General features: G+C 70.1%; 19 protein-coding genes and 1 pseudogene. 9 read left to right on the top strand and 11 right to left on the bottom strand.

Annotated features, from left to right (window positions below; all coding sequences use genetic code 11):
• The coding region (locus GT354_RS45780; RefSeq protein WP_237536116.1) for a thiamine pyrophosphate-dependent enzyme at positions 1-689 on the top strand (689 nt) is incomplete at its 5' end.
• A gap of 1,480 nt (positions 690-2,169) precedes the next feature.
• Here GT354_RS45780 and GT354_RS45785 read toward each other — a convergent pair.
• The 9 genes and pseudogenes from GT354_RS45785 to GT354_RS56920 all read right to left on the bottom strand — a co-directional run bounded on the left by GT354_RS45785 (position 2,170) and on the right by GT354_RS56920 (position 9,546).
• A complete protein-coding gene (locus tag GT354_RS45785) occupies positions 2,170-2,610 on the bottom strand; it encodes a hypothetical protein (protein ID WP_161363411.1) in 441 nt (146 codons plus the stop codon).
• 1,033 nt (positions 2,611-3,643) lie between these two features.
• Positions 3,644-4,087 (bottom strand): SRPBCC domain-containing protein, encoded by a 444-nt coding sequence (locus GT354_RS45790; RefSeq protein ID WP_161363413.1) that lies wholly within the window; start codon positions 4,085-4,087, stop codon positions 3,644-3,646.
• Positions 4,088-4,101: 14 nt separating this feature from the next.
• Positions 4,102-4,455, bottom strand: coding sequence for a metalloregulator ArsR/SmtB family transcription factor (locus GT354_RS45795; protein ID WP_161363416.1), 354 nt, complete (start codon positions 4,453-4,455; stop codon positions 4,102-4,104).
• 37 nt (positions 4,456-4,492) lie between these two features.
• The gene (locus GT354_RS45800; protein ID WP_237536117.1) at positions 4,493-4,918 is read right to left on the bottom strand and encodes an SRPBCC domain-containing protein; all 426 of its coding nucleotides are present in this window, start codon (positions 4,916-4,918) and stop codon (positions 4,493-4,495) included.
• Between the two features lie 604 nt (positions 4,919-5,522).
• Positions 5,523-5,963, bottom strand: a pseudogene (locus GT354_RS56905) (NUDIX domain-containing protein); the annotation flags it as partial.
• Between the two features lie 173 nt (positions 5,964-6,136).
• Positions 6,137-6,619 (bottom strand): NUDIX domain-containing protein, encoded by a 483-nt coding sequence (locus GT354_RS45810; RefSeq protein ID WP_161363418.1) that lies wholly within the window; start codon positions 6,617-6,619, stop codon positions 6,137-6,139.
• A gap of 766 nt (positions 6,620-7,385) precedes the next feature.
• Positions 7,386-8,561 carry a tetratricopeptide repeat protein gene (locus GT354_RS56910; RefSeq protein WP_346012480.1) on the bottom strand — a complete coding sequence of 392 codons (1,176 nt, stop codon included), beginning with the start codon at positions 8,559-8,561 and terminating at the stop codon, positions 7,386-7,388.
• The gene (locus GT354_RS56915) at positions 8,450-8,761 is read right to left on the bottom strand and encodes a hypothetical protein (RefSeq protein WP_346012481.1); all 312 of its coding nucleotides are present in this window, start codon (positions 8,759-8,761) and stop codon (positions 8,450-8,452) included. Before GT354_RS56915 ends, GT354_RS56910 begins: the two co-directional genes overlap by 112 nt.
• A complete protein-coding gene (locus GT354_RS56920) occupies positions 8,758-9,546 on the bottom strand; it encodes a hypothetical protein (protein WP_346012482.1) in 789 nt (262 codons plus the stop codon). Before GT354_RS56920 ends, GT354_RS56915 begins: the two co-directional genes overlap by 4 nt.
• Before the next feature lie 685 nt (positions 9,547-10,231).
• On the opposite strand from GT354_RS56920, the gene GT354_RS45820 reads away from it, so the two are divergent.
• The 5 genes from GT354_RS45820 to GT354_RS45840 all read left to right on the top strand — a co-directional run bounded on the left by GT354_RS45820 (position 10,232) and on the right by GT354_RS45840 (position 13,172).
• A complete protein-coding gene (locus tag GT354_RS45820) occupies positions 10,232-10,501 on the top strand; it encodes a hypothetical protein (RefSeq protein WP_161363420.1) in 270 nt (89 codons plus the stop codon).
• A gap of 34 nt (positions 10,502-10,535) precedes the next feature.
• Positions 10,536-11,093, top strand: coding sequence for a DUF6879 family protein (locus tag GT354_RS45825; RefSeq protein WP_346012483.1), 558 nt, complete (start codon positions 10,536-10,538; stop codon positions 11,091-11,093).
• Between the two features lie 609 nt (positions 11,094-11,702).
• Positions 11,703-12,035, top strand: a complete 333-nt coding sequence (locus tag GT354_RS45830; RefSeq protein WP_161363424.1) for a hypothetical protein — start codon at positions 11,703-11,705, stop codon at positions 12,033-12,035.
• Positions 12,036-12,451: 416 nt separating this feature from the next.
• The gene (locus tag GT354_RS45835; protein ID WP_161363426.1) at positions 12,452-12,733 is read left to right on the top strand and encodes a type I-E CRISPR-associated protein Cas6/Cse3/CasE; all 282 of its coding nucleotides are present in this window, start codon (positions 12,452-12,454) and stop codon (positions 12,731-12,733) included.
• Positions 12,734-12,947: 214 nt separating this feature from the next.
• Positions 12,948-13,172 (top strand): hypothetical protein, encoded by a 225-nt coding sequence (locus GT354_RS45840; RefSeq protein WP_161363428.1) that lies wholly within the window; start codon positions 12,948-12,950, stop codon positions 13,170-13,172.
• A gap of 31 nt (positions 13,173-13,203) precedes the next feature.
• Here GT354_RS45840 and GT354_RS45845 read toward each other — a convergent pair whose 3' ends face one another.
• Complete coding sequence (locus GT354_RS45845) at positions 13,204-13,545, bottom strand: hypothetical protein (protein ID WP_161363431.1); 342 nt, start codon at positions 13,543-13,545, stop codon at positions 13,204-13,206.
• Positions 13,546-13,764: 219 nt separating this feature from the next.
• Between GT354_RS45845 and GT354_RS45850 the strand changes: the two genes are divergently transcribed.
• The 3 genes from GT354_RS45850 (at position 13,765) to GT354_RS45860 (ending at position 16,508) form a co-directional block, all read left to right on the top strand.
• The gene (locus tag GT354_RS45850) at positions 13,765-14,598 is read left to right on the top strand and encodes an SAM-dependent methyltransferase (protein WP_161363432.1); all 834 of its coding nucleotides are present in this window, start codon (positions 13,765-13,767) and stop codon (positions 14,596-14,598) included.
• A gap of 66 nt (positions 14,599-14,664) precedes the next feature.
• A complete protein-coding gene (locus GT354_RS45855; RefSeq protein ID WP_161363434.1) occupies positions 14,665-15,528 on the top strand; it encodes a tRNA(His) guanylyltransferase Thg1 family protein in 864 nt (287 codons plus the stop codon).
• 143 nt (positions 15,529-15,671) lie between these two features.
• Positions 15,672-16,508, top strand: coding sequence for an SAM-dependent methyltransferase (locus tag GT354_RS45860; RefSeq protein WP_346012484.1), 837 nt, complete (start codon positions 15,672-15,674; stop codon positions 16,506-16,508).
• Here the strand turns inward: GT354_RS45860 and GT354_RS45865 are convergent.
• Positions 16,481-17,053 (bottom strand): hypothetical protein (locus tag GT354_RS45865; RefSeq protein ID WP_161363436.1); only part of this gene is annotated, 573 nt, incomplete at its 5' end. The genes GT354_RS45860 and GT354_RS45865 overlap by 28 nt on opposite strands.

The raw sequence follows: 17,053 nt of genomic DNA on the forward strand, positions 1-17,053 counted from the left end.
TCGTCGGCGCGGTCCGCGAGGCGATGGGGCCGCGTGACGTGGTGGTGGCCGCGGCCGGGTCCATCCCCGGCGACCTGCACAAGCTGTGGCGGCCGAGCGATCCGCTGGGCTACCACGTCGAGTACGGCTTCTCGTGCATGGGCTACGAGATCGCCGGCGGGCTCGGGGTCAAGATGGCCGCGCCCGACCGCGAGGTGTTCGTACTGGTCGGTGACGGCTCCTACCTGATGATGGCTCAGGAGATCGTCACCGCGGTCGCCGAGGTCCGCAAACTGGTGATCGTGCTGGTCCAGAACCACGGCTACGCCTCGATCGGCGCGCTGTCGGAGTCGGTGGGCGCCGAACGCTTCGGCACGCGCTACCGGTTCCGGGACCGGGAATCGGGCGCCTTCGACGGCGACGTCCTGCCGGTGGACCTCGCCGCGAACGCGGCCAGCCTGGGCGCACACGTACTACGCCCCCGCAGCCTCGCCGAGTTCCGCGCCGCGCTCGCCCAAGCACGCACCGCCGAGCGCACGACGGTCGTGCACATCGACACCGACCCCCTGGCCGCCTCCCCGTCCTCACAGGCGTGGTGGGACGTCCCGGTGGCCGAGGTCTCCACCACGACCACGACGGCACAGGCCCGGCAAACCTACGAGCACGAGAAGACCGCCCAACGACCGCTCCTGCGCCCGGCAGCGGAATGAACTCCCGCGCAGCGCCGGTAAAACAGGTCTGAAACCGGCCTGGAAGACACGTGAAGCTCTCGGTCCGGTCTCGCCGTTTCAGCGGCGGGACCGGACACGTTTCGGGGTACGTCGGCAGCGGTGGCGCTCGGGTACCGGCGGAGGCGAGTGTCCCGATCTGACGCGTGCGCTCTTGGCCTCGGCTCGCGAAGGCGGGCAACGCGGGGTGGGAGCCGTACCGCGACGCACTCTCGCCGTCCGGCAGTCAGGATCCCGAGAGCGGCCGGCCTTCTCCGGGTGGTGGTTCAACATCACCATGGGATCGTGAGCTCAGACGACTCGCCCCGCCCAGGAGGCACCTTTCTCCCGCGAAAGCCCGCTTTCCCCGACCTGGCCGCGATTACACGACAGGCAGCGGCAGCTTCACGAGAACAGGGCCGTGTCACCTACCTTCTCGTCGATCGTTGCGTGTCGACCGCATCAGCCCAGCCTGTACCTTGTGGGCGTGGCCAGGTGACGTTGGAGAGTCAGTAGCATGAAGCAACTAAATGAGATCCGCGTTACTCGCCGGTAGATGCCCAGATCAGGCAGCGTTGGCCCCGCGCTCGCGGGGATGGTCCCTGGGTGAACTCGAGCACTCGATCGGGTTGTTCGTGGGCCCCGCGTGCGCGGGGATGGTCCCATCGACTCGGTCCTGTCCCGGCTCGGCGCCATGTGGGCCCCGCGTTCGCGGGGATGCTCCACGATCGAACCCCTCACCGTCTGGGACAACGAGGTGGGCCTTGCGTTCGCGGGGATGCTCCCCGTGGCATGCGCAACAGCCAACGGATCGTGTTGTGGGCCCTGCGTTCGCGGGGATGGTCCGGGCGATGTCGACTGGGCGGCGGCGGACGCCGCGTGGGCCCCGCGTTCGCGAAAATGATCCCAATCGGCGCTCCGGCGGGGGATCGTGGGGGCTGTGGGCCCCGCGTTCGCGGGGATGGCCCTGACACATGTTGTGTCACCGTGTGGCACTCAGAGTGGGCCCGCGCGTTCGCGGGGATGGTCCTCGGGCATGACGGGGTCGGGGGTTTCTTCCGCTGTTGGTCCCGCGTTCGCGGGGATGGTTCGCAGGAAGGGGAGCAGGCGTGACCATCACCGACGTGGGCCCTGCGCTCGGATGGTCCTCCGTGGTTGCTTTCTTCGCGGCCTTCTTCGTCGTGGGCCCGCGTAGCCGGTGGGCACCCCGGCGGCACCGTTGTCGGTGGACGAAGTCTCCATGCGAGTGGGGGTGAGCCGGGGGTGGGTCCAGTTGCCCCGCCCCGTTCGCTGCGCGAGCGTAGGGGAGTCGCGAACGCTCCCAAACTCTTGTGGTGCGGGAGCGAGCCGGTGAGCCGGGTCGGGAATGCTTTCGGGTCGTGCCTCGGCGGGGTTGACGGCCAAGGCGATCTGGTGCGGAGTCTGCGTGGCCGTTTGGCGGGCGGTACCCGGACAACGCGCGGGTGGTGGGGGCGGTAGGCGGTCAGCGGCGGCCGGTGGCGAGGGTGACGAGGAACTGGCCGCCGCCCGCCTCGATGTCGGCGGTCACCGGCAGGCCCGGTACCAGTCGGGAGAGCCGGTCCACCAGCCAATCCGCCGCTTCCTGGGCGTCCTTCCGGGTCGGACAACGGCACACCATCTCGCGGCCCCCCTTGCGCTCCAGTCTCCCGGCAACGGTGATCAGCGGCGCGGGTTCGACCACGTACAGGCGGTCCGGCCAGGCGATGACCACCTTGACCGCGCCCTTGCGGGAGTTGCACCCGCGGTGCGCGAGCCGTTCGGCGACCTTGGCCTTCCGGTCGGTGGTCCGGCTGTCCACGCTGGGTCCCTGCGGGTCGTTGACCGACTTGTCGGGGTCGACCGGTTCGTCGCACACCCAGCATCGCCAGCCGTCGCGTTCGGCCACATCATCAAGAAGACTCACCCGAGCAAACTAGCCTGCTCAGCCGCCACCCCGGTGCACCAGGGCCTCGACAAGGTCTCGGGAGTAGGCGCACTGACGCCCGAGCAGCCGGTGGTGGGCTCAAGGTGGTCAGGGTGCGGATGCGGGCGGCGATTTCGATGACCGTGACGCGTCTCGCGACGGCGTCAACGGCCAACGCCGCCCATTTCGCCATGGTCGCCTCAAGGCGTCACCGCGTCGGCGGCGGACGATTTCTCCGCGAGACGGTCCGCAGTGACCGAACGGTCCTACCGGCCTCTATTGCCTCCACCGGACCACCTGTAACTGGGGTCCCGGTCCGTGTCCCTGGGTCGTTGGCGCTGGTGGCACCGCGAAGCATTCTTCCTGGTAAACACCTGATGGCCGGACAACGAAACCTCCTCCCAGGCACCGGCATTCCGAACTCTGGACGGGACTGGGCGGGAGGTCCGTCGGGTGCCGACGCGAAGGCGGTGCCGTGTTTCCACCCGGTGGGACCGGGCCGGGTAGGACGATTGAAAACAGACTCACGAGAGAGGCCCGCGTAGCGAACGCAGTGCTACCGGCAGGCATTACCGGATCCGGCAAGACCACTCTCGCCCGTGCTCTGGAGGGCCGCGGTACTTCGCGCGCGAACTCCCAGTGGTCGCGAGGGCACTCGACGACGGTTCACCGCGCTCACGAACCTGAACAGCCTCGGCGAGGTCGTGGTCACCGCCCGGTCCGGCGACAAACCCGGCGCCGGCCCGACGCACGGCGCCGGCGAGGACGGCCGGGCCCCTAACGTTCCCGGGACACCGTGCTTGCGCCCGCCCCGGGGCGGAGTCCACGAAGGCGAACCAAGGCCCGGGGCCGCGCCGATGAAGGAGTGCACCGGGGGACCGGCACGACCGGCTTCGTTCACTCGCCGCCCCGGAACGGTGTGTGGGTCTGGGGGTCAAGCGCAGGGATCGTCCCGAAGGGCCGGTGCGGTGATCGCCCTCCCGGACGGCCGGATCGGCCATGCGGGAGGGCGGAGGGCGTCGACGCTCTCTGGTCAGTGCCAGTCGCCGATCCTCACGTCGCGCGGCTCGGGGGCGCCCTCCCCGGTCTCCAGGAGCTGCTTGAGGCTCATCAGGAACGTGGCCCATTTCGTGGAACAGTGGTGCATGAACTCGACCGGTTCACGCCAACCCTCGTGCTTGAACAGCACGATCGTGTAGTCGCCGTCCTGCCGGAGGTCCCACCGCACGCCGGTACCGATCCACTCCGGCGGCCCGTCCATCACCTCCCAGCGGACGAGCCGGCCCGCATCCAGTTCGACGACCTTCATGTCGAACCCGCCCGGTCCGAACCGAAACTCGATCACGCCGCCGACGCCGGTGTCTCCCGACGTCTTTTCGGTCCACCAACCGGACAGGCCGCCCACGGTGGTGAGCGCTTCGTACGCTCGCTCCGGCGACGACCGCTCGACACCGACGCGGTGCAGGATGTCTGCCATCTGCGTGTTCCTTTCTACTGCTTCTCGGACTCGTCGTTCGCTTGGCTGCCGCGCTGAATCGTCTCGGCGATGTGCTTGATGCGCCGGAGACGGGAGTCCCAGGCGGCGCCGACCTCGGCGAGTTGGGCGACGGCGCGGGCGAGGCGGGCCTGATCGACGCGGTAGTGCTTCTCGCGGCCACAGACGGTGGCGTGCACCAGGCCGACCCGGTCGAGGACGACCAGGTGTTTCGTCACCGCCTGACGGGTCACCGGCAGGTGCTCGCTCAGGCCGGTCGCCGTCGCGCTGTCCCGGCTCAGGAGCAGGTCGAGCATCCGGCGTCGGGTCGGGTCGCCGACCGCCGACCAGAGGTCGTCGTTCACCGTCATGCCCGCGCGCCCTCGCCGACCTTCGCGGCGTACACCGTCAGTCGCGGCAGGTAGAAGTCCAGCCGGTGACGTGCTCCCCGTACGTGGTGGCGGTCTTCGCCTCGTTCCAGCCGCGCTCGCGAAAGCCGCTCTCCGTCATCCGCAGGAGCGTGCCCGTGCCGGCGGGCTCGAGTTCGAAGACGACCAGGATCGAGTTGCCCGGGGCGGCCGCCTCCCCCTCTCGATGGGTCCATCGGAAGGAGAAGAGCCGCGGCGGCACGGCCTCGACGACCGTGAACTGTACCCAGACGCCGCCCTGCGCGAAGTCCCCGAAACCGATCCGCCCCGCTTCCCCGGGCACGGCCGAGAACTCGGCCTCGTCCGGCCACCACTCGCGCAGGTGCTCGGGGCTGCTCACCACGTCGAAGACGACCTCGGGTGAGGCGTCGATGTGCATCTCCCGCTCGATGGTTCCCAGTTCCATGCCTGCCGCCCTTTCGCAACGATCGGTTGCGCATCAACGTAACCGACCCGATCTGGATACGCAACCATTGGTTGCACTACTGGGTGATCACGTACGAACGACACTGCAAGAAGATCGCGGGCTCGGAAGATGGTGGGTGACCCGGTGGCAGTACAGGGCACCTTTGTCCAGGTGTACGACGATGCCCCGGTGATTGCCGACGTTGTGCGCCATGAGGGCGCAGCAGTATGAGGCAGCCGATGGTCCTCTCTCGGTGCCTTCCCGAGGCGGGTACGCCGAGGAGGAAATCCGCTTCGAACTCGACGGAGCACTGCTGCTCTACACCAACGGCTTGATCGAACGCCGTACGCCCCCTCCAAACTGTTGCCGCCCGGATGGTCGTAGACCAGTTCCCCTTCGGCCGGACCCTGCGCGTTCGGCTCCCCCGACTCGCCATCCTTGTTGCGCGGCTGTCGTACGCGATCGGGTCGCCGGGGAGTCGGAAGTGCACGGCGAGTCGGGCGCCGGCCCGGTAGGCGTCGAGCCCGGCCCGGGAGTAGGCCACCCTCGGCGCCGGCAGCGCGTCGAGCCGGTACCAGTCCATGGCGTCGCACACGGCCGGTTCCATCACCCGCGGTGTCCCTCGCCAGTGCCGGACCTCGAAGAAGAAGCCGACCCGGCCACCCCCTTCCGGGCCGCGATGGTGCGCCGTGCCGGTGGCGTGGACGTCGGCCGGGTCGACGAGCACGCCGGGCTCCTCCGCCGTCTCGCGAACGAGCGCGTCGACGACGCTCTCGTGCGGACCGTCCAGGTGACCCGACGGCAGATGCCACAGGCCCGACGCATGGACCGCTCCGGCTCGCCGCGACAACGGCACCCGTGGTCCGTCGGGGCCGTCGCGGCGCAGATCAGGTAGACGTCCACGGGTCCGTGTGCCGCTGTGGCGCGCACTCCCCGCCTCCGGCGGGGCCGGCGAGCAGGCGCCGCCCCTCGGGGAGGAGGCCCTGTCGGGGTTGTCGTTCGTCGTGCCGCCGGTGGTCGTCGAGCAGCTCCGGCCGGGCCCCACGCCCGACGGCCGGCCCCGCGCCGTTCGAGTTGCCGGTCCTCGGCGGGCCGGTTGTCGGCGCGCTGTCGGTTCGGGTACCGGGCTGCGCGGGAGGAACGGTCACGGCGGTCGCGGGCCGGGGCGGTGCGTTTCCGCTCACGGTGGGGTCTTGCCGCGCGCCCGGGGCGTCGGGGTCAACCCCAGCCGAACTCGCTGTAGAGGCAGCCGACTTGGATGGCTTGGATCGCGGCGCGCGCGTAGGGGACCGTCGGGTCCGGCAGGTCGTGGGGGTGCCACCATCCCCAGCTCAGGCACTTGTCGGGTTCGAGGACTTCGGGCGAGCCGGTCCAGCGCCGGGCCCGGAAGATCATCTGCATGCGCGGTCGGGTTCCCGGAGGGTCCACGAGGTGGAGGGCGTGTACGAACTCGACGTCGTCGGGATCGATCACCAGTCCGGCTTCCTCCCGGGCTTCGCGCACGAGACAGGCGACGGCGGATTCCTGCTCGCAGTGCCCGGCCAGGAAGTGGTGGGTCGAGGGAGCGTAGCGGGAATCGGGGTGCCGCAACCCGAGCAGGACCCGCCCCTGCGAGTCCTCCACGTAGAGGTGGGCGCCCACGACGTGCAGGACGCCCTGCTGGTTCGATGCCGCACCCGCGACGTTCTCCTCGCCGCTCATCGCCACGCCCCCGGAAGCCCGCCGGTCCCGGCTTCCACCTGCGATCTCGTGATCGCGGCGGTAGCGCGGAGCCGATCGCAGAGAGCAGTGTGCGGACAGTGGAGGACCGATCCGGATCTCATTACGCGGAGTGTAGAGACTCTCACCGACAGGCATGCCTGTCGGTGGCGGTGGTGATCTCGATCCTTCGCGCGATCGTGAACAGCTCTGCGACCGCGACGTGGGGCGGGAAGCGTTCAACGACGCGGTGGTGAACGGGCTGATGGTGGGCTACTTGGGCCCAGTTGCGCGCAGGAGGCCAAGTCGAATCGCTGTGCCGCCCGGCGCGCTACGACGGTGAGCGGCGGCACGGTCATCATGGCGCTCCTCTTGCGTCGCTCGAACGGAGCAGGCCCATCATGTCTCTCCCGCCCACGGCTTCGACCGGCGCCTTCGGTGACCTGGACCGGCGGCGGCCAGGACGGAAACCTCGCGGCGACCCGCGTCACGACCACCCCGGGCATCCGCATCGGCGAGATGCAGGCCCTCGGCCGAGGCGATCGGCGCGTGCCCGCGACAGTCGTGTGTTCTCGTCCGCCCGCGCGTGGAGCGAGTTGTCCTCTTGACCTGTGACGAACGACGAACCGCAGGTCGGCCCGTGCAAAGAGTCCGTGCTCAAGGAGATGCCCAGCACGCGCATCGATGACGAACGACCGCAAGCTGCCGATCCTCGAAGTCCCCGCGCAGGCGAAGGTGAGCAGCCTGGCCCTGTGCGGAGACGGTTGGCTCAGTCGTGCCGTGGCCGAAGTGTGGCCGCTCTTTCCCTCAGCTCGTTCAGGAAGTCCAGGCCGGCCGTCGTGAAGGGGTGGTCGGCCCCGAGGGCGGTTTCGCGTTTGGTCAGGACGGCGGTCATCAAGGTGATGGCCGGGTCCAGGTGGCCGAGGGAGGCGAGGATGTCGGCGTGCAGGTGTTCGGCGGCCAGGGTGAGTGGGTGGTCCGGGCCGAAGCGACGGCGGTATTCGTCGACGACGAGGTTGGCGTGTTCGTCGGCCGTGTCGAAGCGGCCGAGGTCGTGGAGGGCCCGCGCGTAGTTGTGCCTTGTGCCCAGCGTCAGTGTGTGGTGCCTGCCGAGGTGCTCTTCGCATTCACGGAGCAGGACGGTCGCGTCGTCGATCTCGTCGGCGAGTTCGTCGGCGGGCAGTGTGGCCAGGAGGCTGGAGCGGGAGCGCAGGGTCAACGGGTGGTGGGGGCCCAGTACTCGGGTCCGACCGGCGAGGGTGCGCCTCAGGAGTCGGCCCGCCTCCTCGCGTCTGCCGAGGTTGTGCAGAACCAGTTGCAGGCCGTGGCAGCTGTCCAGGGTGTCGGGGTCGTCGGGACCGAACAGGCGTTCCTGGTCGGCTTGTACGCGGTGGTACAGGGCCTGGGCCTGGGCGAATCTGCCGAGCCGGAAGAGCGCTCGGGCGGTTCGGGAGTGGGCGGCCAGTACGAGGCGGTCCCGCGGCCCCAGGACGCGTTCGCCCAGAGTCGCGGCGACGCGGACCGTCTCCCAGGCGGAGAGGTAGTCCCCGGTGCGATGCAGGGCGGTGGCCAGTCGGGTCGCGACGGCGAGGGCGGCGGCCGCCGCGGCCGGGTCGGCGGTGCGGCGCAGCGGAGCGAGAACGTGGGGTGCCAGCAGGCGCAGTCTCGGGTCCGGTGGGCCCGCGTCGGGTACGTGCGGGACGGCGGCGTCGAGGAGGCGGATCGCCGTGTCGTCCAGGGCGGCGCGTTCTCGTGGGGGAGTGGAGGCGGCGACACTGTCGAGGAGGACGCCGTGACTGTGGACGCAGCGGACGCCGACGTCGACGAGTTCGGTCAGGGGTGGTCGAGCAGTGCCCGTAGGGCCGATTCGGCGCGGGCGCGGGGGAGCGCGGCGTCGATGTCGCGGTGGTTGAGCACGTACAGGGGCAGGGGGTCGGCCGACCATCGGGCGAGCAGCCTGAGCAGGTTCGCGGCCTCGGGCAGACCTCGGGTCGTGAACGCGTCGAGCGTGAGTTGCCAGGTGCGGCCGACCAGGTGTCGGGAGTCGCGGCCGCCGAGGGCGTCCGCGCCCTGGTCGATGAGCTCCACGCGTTCGTCCCGATCGAGGTGTTGCCCGTAGTCGGCCATCGTCCACGGATCGATCACCTGGTGGGCCAGGAATCCACCCGCGAGGGTGAGTGCGAGGGGCAGTCGCCCCAGCCGGTCGGCGATTTCGGCGGCCTCTTCGATGGTGCCGCTGTCGGGGCGAGGTCGCACAGTACGCGGGCCGCGTCCTCGCGGGGCAGGACCCCGATGTGCTGCAGCTCGGCGCCCGGCCACCACCGGCCGGCCGCCTGCCGGGTGGTGACCAGCACGGTTCCGCGGGGGCTGGTACGCAGCCAACTGCCGTCGCGCAGGATGGTCGGGTCGTCGGCGTTGTCGAGGACCAGGAGCCAGGGGTCGGCGGATCGGTCGAGGCGATCCCACACGAGGTCGGCGGCGGGGCGTAGTCCGCTGCGGGCGGCGAGGAGTTCGCCTTCCTGCGCGCCGCGGTCGGCGGCGACGGCGAGCATGCCGCTGCGCAGGCTCGCGCGGTCACCGGCGTCGACCCACAGTCCGACGCACTCGTTTTCGGTGGTGGCGATGTGGAAGGCGGCGTGTGCGACGGCGGTCTTGCCGCATCCGCCCATGCCGTGGAGGACGAAGACCCGGTTGCCGAAGGTGCGGTCCGTGTCGTCTGTCGTGACGATCTCGCGGACGCGTGACATGACTTCCGCGCGGTCGCGCAGGACGACGGGGACGCGGCCGACGGTCGGGCGACGCACGGAGTCGGGGCTGTGCCAGGAGGGGTCGTTGTCGGTGTGGTGGTGGTGTTCGGTGATGTGTTGGTCGCCGGATGCCTGGTAGACGCGGCCCTCGCCCTCGGCGTGGCCGTCGACGGAGCCGCTCATCGGCGGGCGGGGTGCCGGTTGCGGCCCATCGGTTGGGGTCGGGGTCCGCGTCGGGCGAGCCGGCGCCGATCGGCCTCCGGGCCGGGTTGGGCGACGTGAGGTGCGGTCGGCGCCGGCGATTTCGCGATGGCGTGGGTGGCTCGCCCCGGGCGTGGCCGGTGGGATGGCGGTGGTGGCACGGGGACGGCGTGGGTACGCGGTCGTCGATCCGCGGGCGCCGGAATCGACGATGCGGTGGGACGGTCGAGCACGTCGTCGGCGGCGAAGCCGGGCGTGATCCGCGCGGTCGCGCCGGTGGCCACCACGCCCCGTCGCGTCGTGACTCCGGGGGGTCCGATGTCCTTCGGATTCACGGGTTCCCTCGCCTTCCGTGCCTTCCCGCGCGTTCGTGTAGCGTCACTTCATCCTAGAGCAGACCGGTTTTCAATACCGCAGGTATGTGGCGTCCGGTTGTTCGATCGTGTTTTCGCATGCGAACGATCCGACCCGTCAATGGATCATCTCCGTGCGCTCGAGTCCGCCGTGAGCCGGGTCGTGATCAGGGTGTATATCGCCGAGGTGTTTCGGTCGCCTCGTGATCCAATAGAGTGGATGGCGCGCTTCATTGCGCCCCTTCCGCCATCCGTCGTATCTTCGTATTGGGTTGCACGACTCGACTCGTCGACTTAACCGGAGGATGATCCTCATGTCCGTGCCTTGGGAACCGGATCCGACTACGGACTTCAGGAAAAGATGGGGGAAGTCCGCCCGGGAGCTGGGGCACACGACCGACGATCCCCGCTGCCCGGACATCTGGGAGCTCGAGAGCGGCGATGTGGCCGTGATCGGCCGGGACTTCACCGAGGTGCTGGGGTCCAGGCTTCCCGCCGGCGTGACGATCGGCGCGGACGAGCGGCTCGTGGTGATTCCCCGGGACATGATCGTTTCCGCGAAGTCGGACATCCCGGATGTTTGATTCCTTTCGGCGGGGAGAATTCGAACTCCTCCAATTGGAGCCCTACCTGGACGACTTCGCGAAATCTTTTGCAGGGAATGTGCGGAGCCTGAACAAACTCGAACGAGGGCAGGATTTCGAAGAACCCGGATTCGCGAGCTGGGATGCGTTCGACGCGGGAGACTGGGATCGATCCATTGCCCTCATCCCGCAAAAACGCGAAGCTTATTCCCGGCAGCTCGCCGAGGCAGCCGAGCGTAATATCCTGCGGCGGCGTCTGCGTGTCGTCGAGTTCCCGGTGACGCCGTACGTGCAGTGGGAGATGTTCGTTCTTCGGCTGCGCGTCGAACTCGGCGACCTGATTCGCGTCCTGGACGCCCGAACCGTCGAGGACCTCGAGAGAACCGACCGCATTCCGGAGCTCGTGATCCTCGGCGACGCGCTGGTGTACGAGGTCCTCTACGACGAGGGCGCCACCATCGGGGCGCGCCGCTGCGCCGATCCGGAAGTGGTCGCGGACGCCGTCGCGGGTTTCGACATCCTCTACGAACGCGGCGAGAACTTCGTCGAGTTCTTCGATCGGGAGATCCTTCCGCTCGCTCCTCCGTCCTGACGTGCCGCCGCCCGTCCGCGCGCGTCGCCGGTGCGTGCGAAGGAGACCGCGGAACGTCAACAGGCGACTCGGCACCCTGGTCGAAACCCCACCGCCCGGTCCGGAAGCCACGCAAGGGGGGACGTGACAGCGAGAAAACGCGTTTCTTCATTGTCCGACCGGCGCGGCGTCACCGGCGCGGCGTCACAGGGGAATTTCGCCGCACCCGATTCCGACCGCCCGCCGAGTAATGCACCACCCGGATTATCCGGCCGCAAACCGCACCCCCGCAGTACACGCCCACAGCACCACCTGGCCGGCCTCGCTCGCGTCGCGAGTCGACGCCCGACACCTGCCCGGACCGTGCAACCGTCCCACCGCGGGACCAACCAACGTCGAACTCCGCGTCACTGCACGACATTCGGCCCGACCCGCTCGCTGTCCGTCGCTCGTCCAAGGCCGTCCACGCGCGAGGCGCGCCGCCCACGAGGCTCGCTGCGGACTCCGGAGCTTTACGGACCGACAACATCGCTCACGGGGGTACCCATGGATCCGGTGGTACTGGCGGCAGGATCGGCGTTGGTGGGGGCGATGGCCACCGACGCCTAGCAACAAGTCCACTCCTCGGCGGTGGCATTGTGGAGGCGGATACGCCCGGAACGCGCGGACGAGATCGCCGGGGAGCTGGAGACCGTGCGAACCCTCGTCCTCGACGCCCGCGAGAACCGGGACACCGACACCGAACAGGCACTGGCCGGCCTGTGGCGCCTACGCCTGCAGCAACTCCTCGACACCGACGCCGCCGTCGTCGACCAGATCCGGCAACTCCTTGACGAACACCTGGCCCCCGCGTTGGCCCCCGAGGAGCGCGCCGCAGTGCGGTCGATCGTCATGAGGGCACAGGCCCGAGACCACTCCCGCGTCTACATGGCGGGCCAGGACATCCACCTCAACGAGAAGTGACCACACCCGGCCCGACGCCGTTCGGTCGCCTCGGTCGCGAGCGGGACGGGTCCGTCTCGAAGCCTCCTCCGCGACGGACGCGCGATGCAGAACGCGAAACCCGCGCGCACTCGGCCACGAGGTCGGTGATGTGTCGCGATGGGCCGCGTCCGCCACTGTTCCGCTGAAGACGCCCGTGGTGACGTTCATGGTCGCGATGTCTACCAGGCGGGCGCGCCCGCGGTGCCCGGTACGACGGGCCGGCCGTCGCTCACCCCTAAACGTGTCTCGCCGGCACCGAACCACGGGGCGGACCGCAGCGGCGCTGCCTGCCTTGCCCCTGCCCTCGGGGGTGTCGGTGACGGGGCGATGCTGTCGGCTCCCGGGGACAAAGTGGCCGGTGTCGAGGCCGCGTTCGCGCCGCTGGAGGGCGGCGCGTGACCGACGGCCGCCACGCCGACGACTGGTGGCACCGCCGGGCGGGCCTCGCCGGGCTCAGGATTCACGCCCACCTCGCCCACCCGCTGGACGCCGCCGTCGGCCGCTGCGGCAAGGGTGGTGGCGCCCGGAAGGTGCGCCACCACCGGGTCCGTTTCGAGGGCACCGCGGAAATCGTCGATCCGGATGCGCTGCGAGCCGCGATGATCTCCGGCATCGGAAAAGGGCGGGCGTACGGGTGCGGGTTGCTGACGATCGCGCCGCTACGACCGGGAGAGTAGACACCGGCGGCTGCCCAGGAGGCCGAATCATGTGCGTGTGCGCGCGGGCGGGGCCGGTGCGCCGGGTGCTCACCTCTGGTCGGAGCGCGAGGAGTTCGGTACTCGTGGCGTGGTCGCGCCATTGCGCGTCGAGATCGTCGTGCAGAGGGCAGCGTGTCGGGCGATGCGGTGCTCCCGGTTGTCCCGACGAGGGGCCTCGACGCGGATGCGGTCGATGTCGGCGTCGTCCGTACGGGCGGTCGGCCCGGTCGTGGTGCGGACGTCGAAGGTACCCCTCGACCGGCGCACCGGCGATCTGCTCGTGCTGGAACTACGCGGCACGGCCCCGCCGCCTCGACTCGTTACCACTACTACCGACGTCGCGTGTGCCGAGACGGCCTTCGGGCCGGTCCGGCATCAAACTGCGCGCGGCGGGCGGCCCGATGTCGATCCGGGCTGATCAGAGCGAGGCGGGCTTGATTTCGGGATCTTCAGGAGTGGCTGTCGACGCCCGCGTCGGCGGTCTCGTCGGCGTTTTTTGCGATGGTTTGGGTCGCGGGTGAGGTGATGGTCGCCGTCGCGCTCGCTGCCGCGTCGCTTGCGGCGAGTTCGGCCAAGGCGGCGTTCTTCAGGGCCAGTCGGTCCTCCGCGCTCGCGGCGCCGGCCAGGTCGCGGGCGGTGATCAGGTTCCACATCGCGTCCAGGCGCCGAGCCCGCAGCGCGCCGAGCCCGGCGTCGTCGCCGGCCTCGGCCGCCGCGTGGCACGCGCGGTCGACGCGTTCGAATTCGAGCTGTCGGGAGAGCAGCGGCGCGAGGCGGTCGGGCAGGGGCATGCGTTCGACGCTAGGCCGGCCCGACCCCGCAACCGCGCCGACGCTCCCACCGAGGGCTCAGGTCAGCCCGATCGGCCGAACCCGCGAGTCCGCCGTCCACCGGGCCGGGACGTACGAAAGCCGGCCGATCCCGAGAGATCGCACATGCATCCGGTCGGTCCCATAGCATCGACTGCGGCCGGCAGGGCGTCGGTGGGTTGGACCATGCGGGGGAACACCATGGCCGAACGAATCCCGGAAGACACGGCGGACGGCGAATGGGCGCCGCACGGCATCGACATCTCGGTCCCGAGCATCGCCCGCGTCTACGACGCGCTCATCGGCGGCAAGGACAACTACGCCGTGGACCGGGCGGTAGCCGAGGCCGTGATGCGCATCGTGCCCGGAGCCGAACTCGGCGCCCGCGGCCACCGCGCGGTCCTCGCCCGCGGCGTGCGCTTCCTCGCCGGTCAGGGCATCGACCAGTTCGTCGACCTGGGTTCGGGTCTGCCCGCCGCGCAGAACACCCACCAGATCGCCCAGGCGGTCAACCCCGATGCCACCGTGGTCTACGTCGACAACGACCCGATCGTGCTCGCGCACGGCCGCGCGCTGCTCGCCGACAACAATCGGACCACTGTCATCACCGCCGATATGCGCGAGCCCGACGTGGTCCTGGGCCACCCGGACATGTCCCGCCTGATCGACTTCGACCGGCCCGTCGCGCTCCTGTTGGTCGGTGTCGTGCACCACCTCGCCGACGCGGAGAAACCGCACGACCTCGTGCGCGTCTATCGCGACGCGCTGGCCCCCGGCTCCTTCCTCTTCCTCACCCACTTCGTGCGCAGCGGTCGACACGCGGAGGAGGTGGAGAAGGTGATGCTCGCCGACCTCGGCTCGGGCCGCTTTCGTACGCACGAGGAGATCACCGCCTTCTTCGACGACCTCGAACTCGTCGAACCGGGCCTGACGTTCACCCGCGCGTGGCGCTCCGAGGAAGCCCTGCCGGACCCCCTGCCCGAACTCAACCGACTCACCGTCACGGGCATAGCCCGCAAGCCGGCGTCGACGTAGTCACGTCGTGCGGTTCGACGGAGTGGGTGGGTTCGTGGTCGGGGACATGGCGAAGGAGTGAGGTCGATGGACGCCGATCGTTTCGAGGCCGAACAGCGCTCCCGCGAGTGGTTCCACTCGCTCGTGCTCATGCCGGGCGTCTGGACGGTGATCCGGGTCGACGGGCGCGGCTTCTCGCGGTTCACCGAGGAGCACTTCGACAAGCCGTTCGACGAACGCTTCTCCGCGCTCATGGTGGAGACGGCGCGAGCGCTGACGACCGAACTCGGCGCGCGCTACGCGTATACCGAGAGCGACGAGATATCCGTGTTGTTGGACCCGTCGTTCGACCTGTTCGGCCGCGAGGTGGAAAAACTGGTCTCGGTGACCGCGGGGATCGCGTCGGCGGCGTTCACCCATGCCGCGGGCACTCCGGCCCACTTCGACAGCCGGATCTGGATGGGGACCGGCGTCGGCGACGTGGTCGACTACTTCTCGTGGCGCCAGTCCGACGCGGCCCGGTGCGCGCTCAACGGCTGGTGCTACTGGACGCTGCGCGGCGACGGGGAGTCCCGCCGCGCCGCGACCGCCGTGCTCAAGCGCACCACGAAGGCCGAGAAGAACGAACTCCTGTTCAGCCGCGGGATCAACTTCAACGGCCTGCCCGCGTGGCAGCGACGTGGAATCGGCATGTGGTGGGAAACCTTCGAGCGCGCCGGCTTCGACCCGATCCGCGAGGTCGAGGTACCGGCCGGGCGTCGCCGGGTCCACGTCGAGCGCGAACTGCCGATGAAGGACGAATACCGTTCCCTGATCGCCGCGTTGGCGGAGAAGGCCGATCCCACCGGGCGTGTTCCCGGCGCCCGCGGCCGGCGTGACGACCCGGGCGGGCCCGGGTCGGCGACCGCCGGGCCGACCGGTGAGGTCGAGCCGGGTCCGGCGGGTGGATAGGCCGCGCGGCGTGGTCGCGGTGCGGTGGCGGCTCGCCGGGGGTTGGGTCGACTCGGGTCGGGTCGGGTCGACGTGGCCGACTCGGGTCGGGTTGCGATGGGTTCGGTTCGCTTCGGTGTTCGGTCGGCTCACAGGGAGAGATCGTGACGGACGAGTTCGAGGACTGCGGGAACGGTGAGCCGGAGGGCTCGTTGGAGATCGACTTCGACCGCGCGCATCCCGCGCGTATGTACGACTACCTCCTGGGCGGTCGCACCAACTTCGACGCCGACCGCGAGGCCGCCGATCGGGCGTTGGGCGCGAACCCGACGCTTCGGGTCGCCGCGCGCGAGAACCGGGCGTTCCTGTTGCGTGTCGTGGACCATGTGGCGCGTTCGGGGGTACGGCAGTTCGTCGACGTGGGCACCGGCATCCCGATCGAGGGCAACAACACGCACGACGTCGCGCAAGCCGTGCGCTCGGATGCGCGCGTGGTGTACGTCGACAACGACCCGATCGTGTTGGCGCACGCCAAGGCGTTGCTGGCGGGCGATCCCGACGGCCGGACCGCCTACATCGACGGGGACCTGCGGGACCCCGGTTCGATCGTCGAGCATCCCGCGTTCGTCGAGACGCTGCGGCTGGACGAACCGGTGGCGCTGTTGCTGGTGGCGATCCTGCACTTCGTCGCGGACGACGAGGATCCCGCCTCGATCCTGCGCGAGTTGACGAAGCGGCTGCCCTCGGGGAGCCGGATGGTGATCAGCCACGCCACGGCCGACTTCGATCCGGTGCGCTGGGCCGGCACGGTGCGTGCGTACGCGGATGCCGGGATCACCGTGCGCCCGCGGAGCCGGAGCGAGATCGAGGCGTTGTTCGAGGGGTGGGAGATCGAGGAGCCCGGGCTGTTGGTGCTTTCGGACTGGCGCCCCGCGCCGGGCGCCGAGCCCGTGGATCCGATACTGGCCTCGTGCTACGGGGCGGTCGCCCGCAAGCTCTGACCGGTCCCGGTGTGGTGCAGGTCGATGTCGTCGACACCGGCGGGCACGGGTACGTTGGCGAGTTCGGTGGGCAGGTCGGCGGTAGGGCGCGGGATGCCGCCGAAGTCCTCGTCGTCGGCGTCGGCCGCGAGTCGTCGCAGGACCGCCTCGACGGCTGCCGGCAGTCGCGGATCGGCCCCGCGGTTGCACGCCGCGAGCAGCCCGTACCGGATCCGGTCGGCCAGCAGCGGTCGGCCGTCCTCACGGCAGGGCGGGTGGGCGACGGCGCTCTTGCGCAGGGTCGCGCTCTGCGCGCGCCAGTGGTCGGCGTCCCTGCTCTGCCCGTGGCTGCGGTGGTGCAGGGACAGGCAGTTCGCGGCGGTGCGGTTGCCGCAGCCGGCCGCGAACTGCCACCAGAACCGGGCGGCGTCCTGATGATCCGCCAAGTAGAGGAGGCACCCGAAGACGAGCCCCCCCGACGCGTCCGGGCGTCGGGTGTCGGCCAGCCGGGCGAGCGCGTCCGCGGCCGGCTCGGCGTTGACCACCAGCGACACCGCCAACCCCAA

This window comes from Streptomyces sp. SID3343, from assembly GCF_009865215.1.
GTDB lineage: Bacteria > Actinomycetota > Actinomycetes > Streptomycetales > Streptomycetaceae > Embleya.

Coding starts and splice junctions, on each gene's coding strand:
- GT354_RS45790 (WP_161363413.1), bottom strand. CDS start 4,087: ATGGCAGACATCCTGCACCGCGTCGGTGTCGAGCGGTCGTCGCCGGAG.
- GT354_RS45795 (WP_161363416.1), bottom strand. CDS start 4,455: ATGACGGTGAACGACGACCTCTGGTCGGCGGTCGGCGACCCGACCCGA.
- GT354_RS45800 (WP_237536117.1), bottom strand. CDS start 4,918: ATGGAACTGGGAACCATCGAGCGGGAGATGCACATCGACGCCTCACCC.
- GT354_RS45810 (WP_161363418.1), bottom strand. CDS start 6,619: ATGAGCGGCGAGGAGAACGTCGCGGGTGCGGCATCGAACCAGCAGGGC.
- GT354_RS56910 (WP_346012480.1), bottom strand. CDS start 8,561: ATGGTCGGCCGACCCCCTGCCCCTGTACGTGCTCAACCACCGCGACAT.
- GT354_RS56920 (WP_346012482.1), bottom strand. CDS start 9,546: ATGAGCGGCTCCGTCGACGGCCACGCCGAGGGCGAGGGCCGCGTCTAC.
- GT354_RS45820 (WP_161363420.1), top strand. CDS start 10,232: ATGTCCGTGCCTTGGGAACCGGATCCGACTACGGACTTCAGGAAAAGA.
- GT354_RS45840 (WP_161363428.1), top strand. CDS start 12,948: ATGTCGGCGTCGTCCGTACGGGCGGTCGGCCCGGTCGTGGTGCGGACG.
- GT354_RS45845 (WP_161363431.1), bottom strand. CDS start 13,545: ATGCCCCTGCCCGACCGCCTCGCGCCGCTGCTCTCCCGACAGCTCGAA.
- GT354_RS45850 (WP_161363432.1), top strand. CDS start 13,765: ATGGCCGAACGAATCCCGGAAGACACGGCGGACGGCGAATGGGCGCCG.
- GT354_RS45855 (WP_161363434.1), top strand. CDS start 14,665: ATGGACGCCGATCGTTTCGAGGCCGAACAGCGCTCCCGCGAGTGGTTC.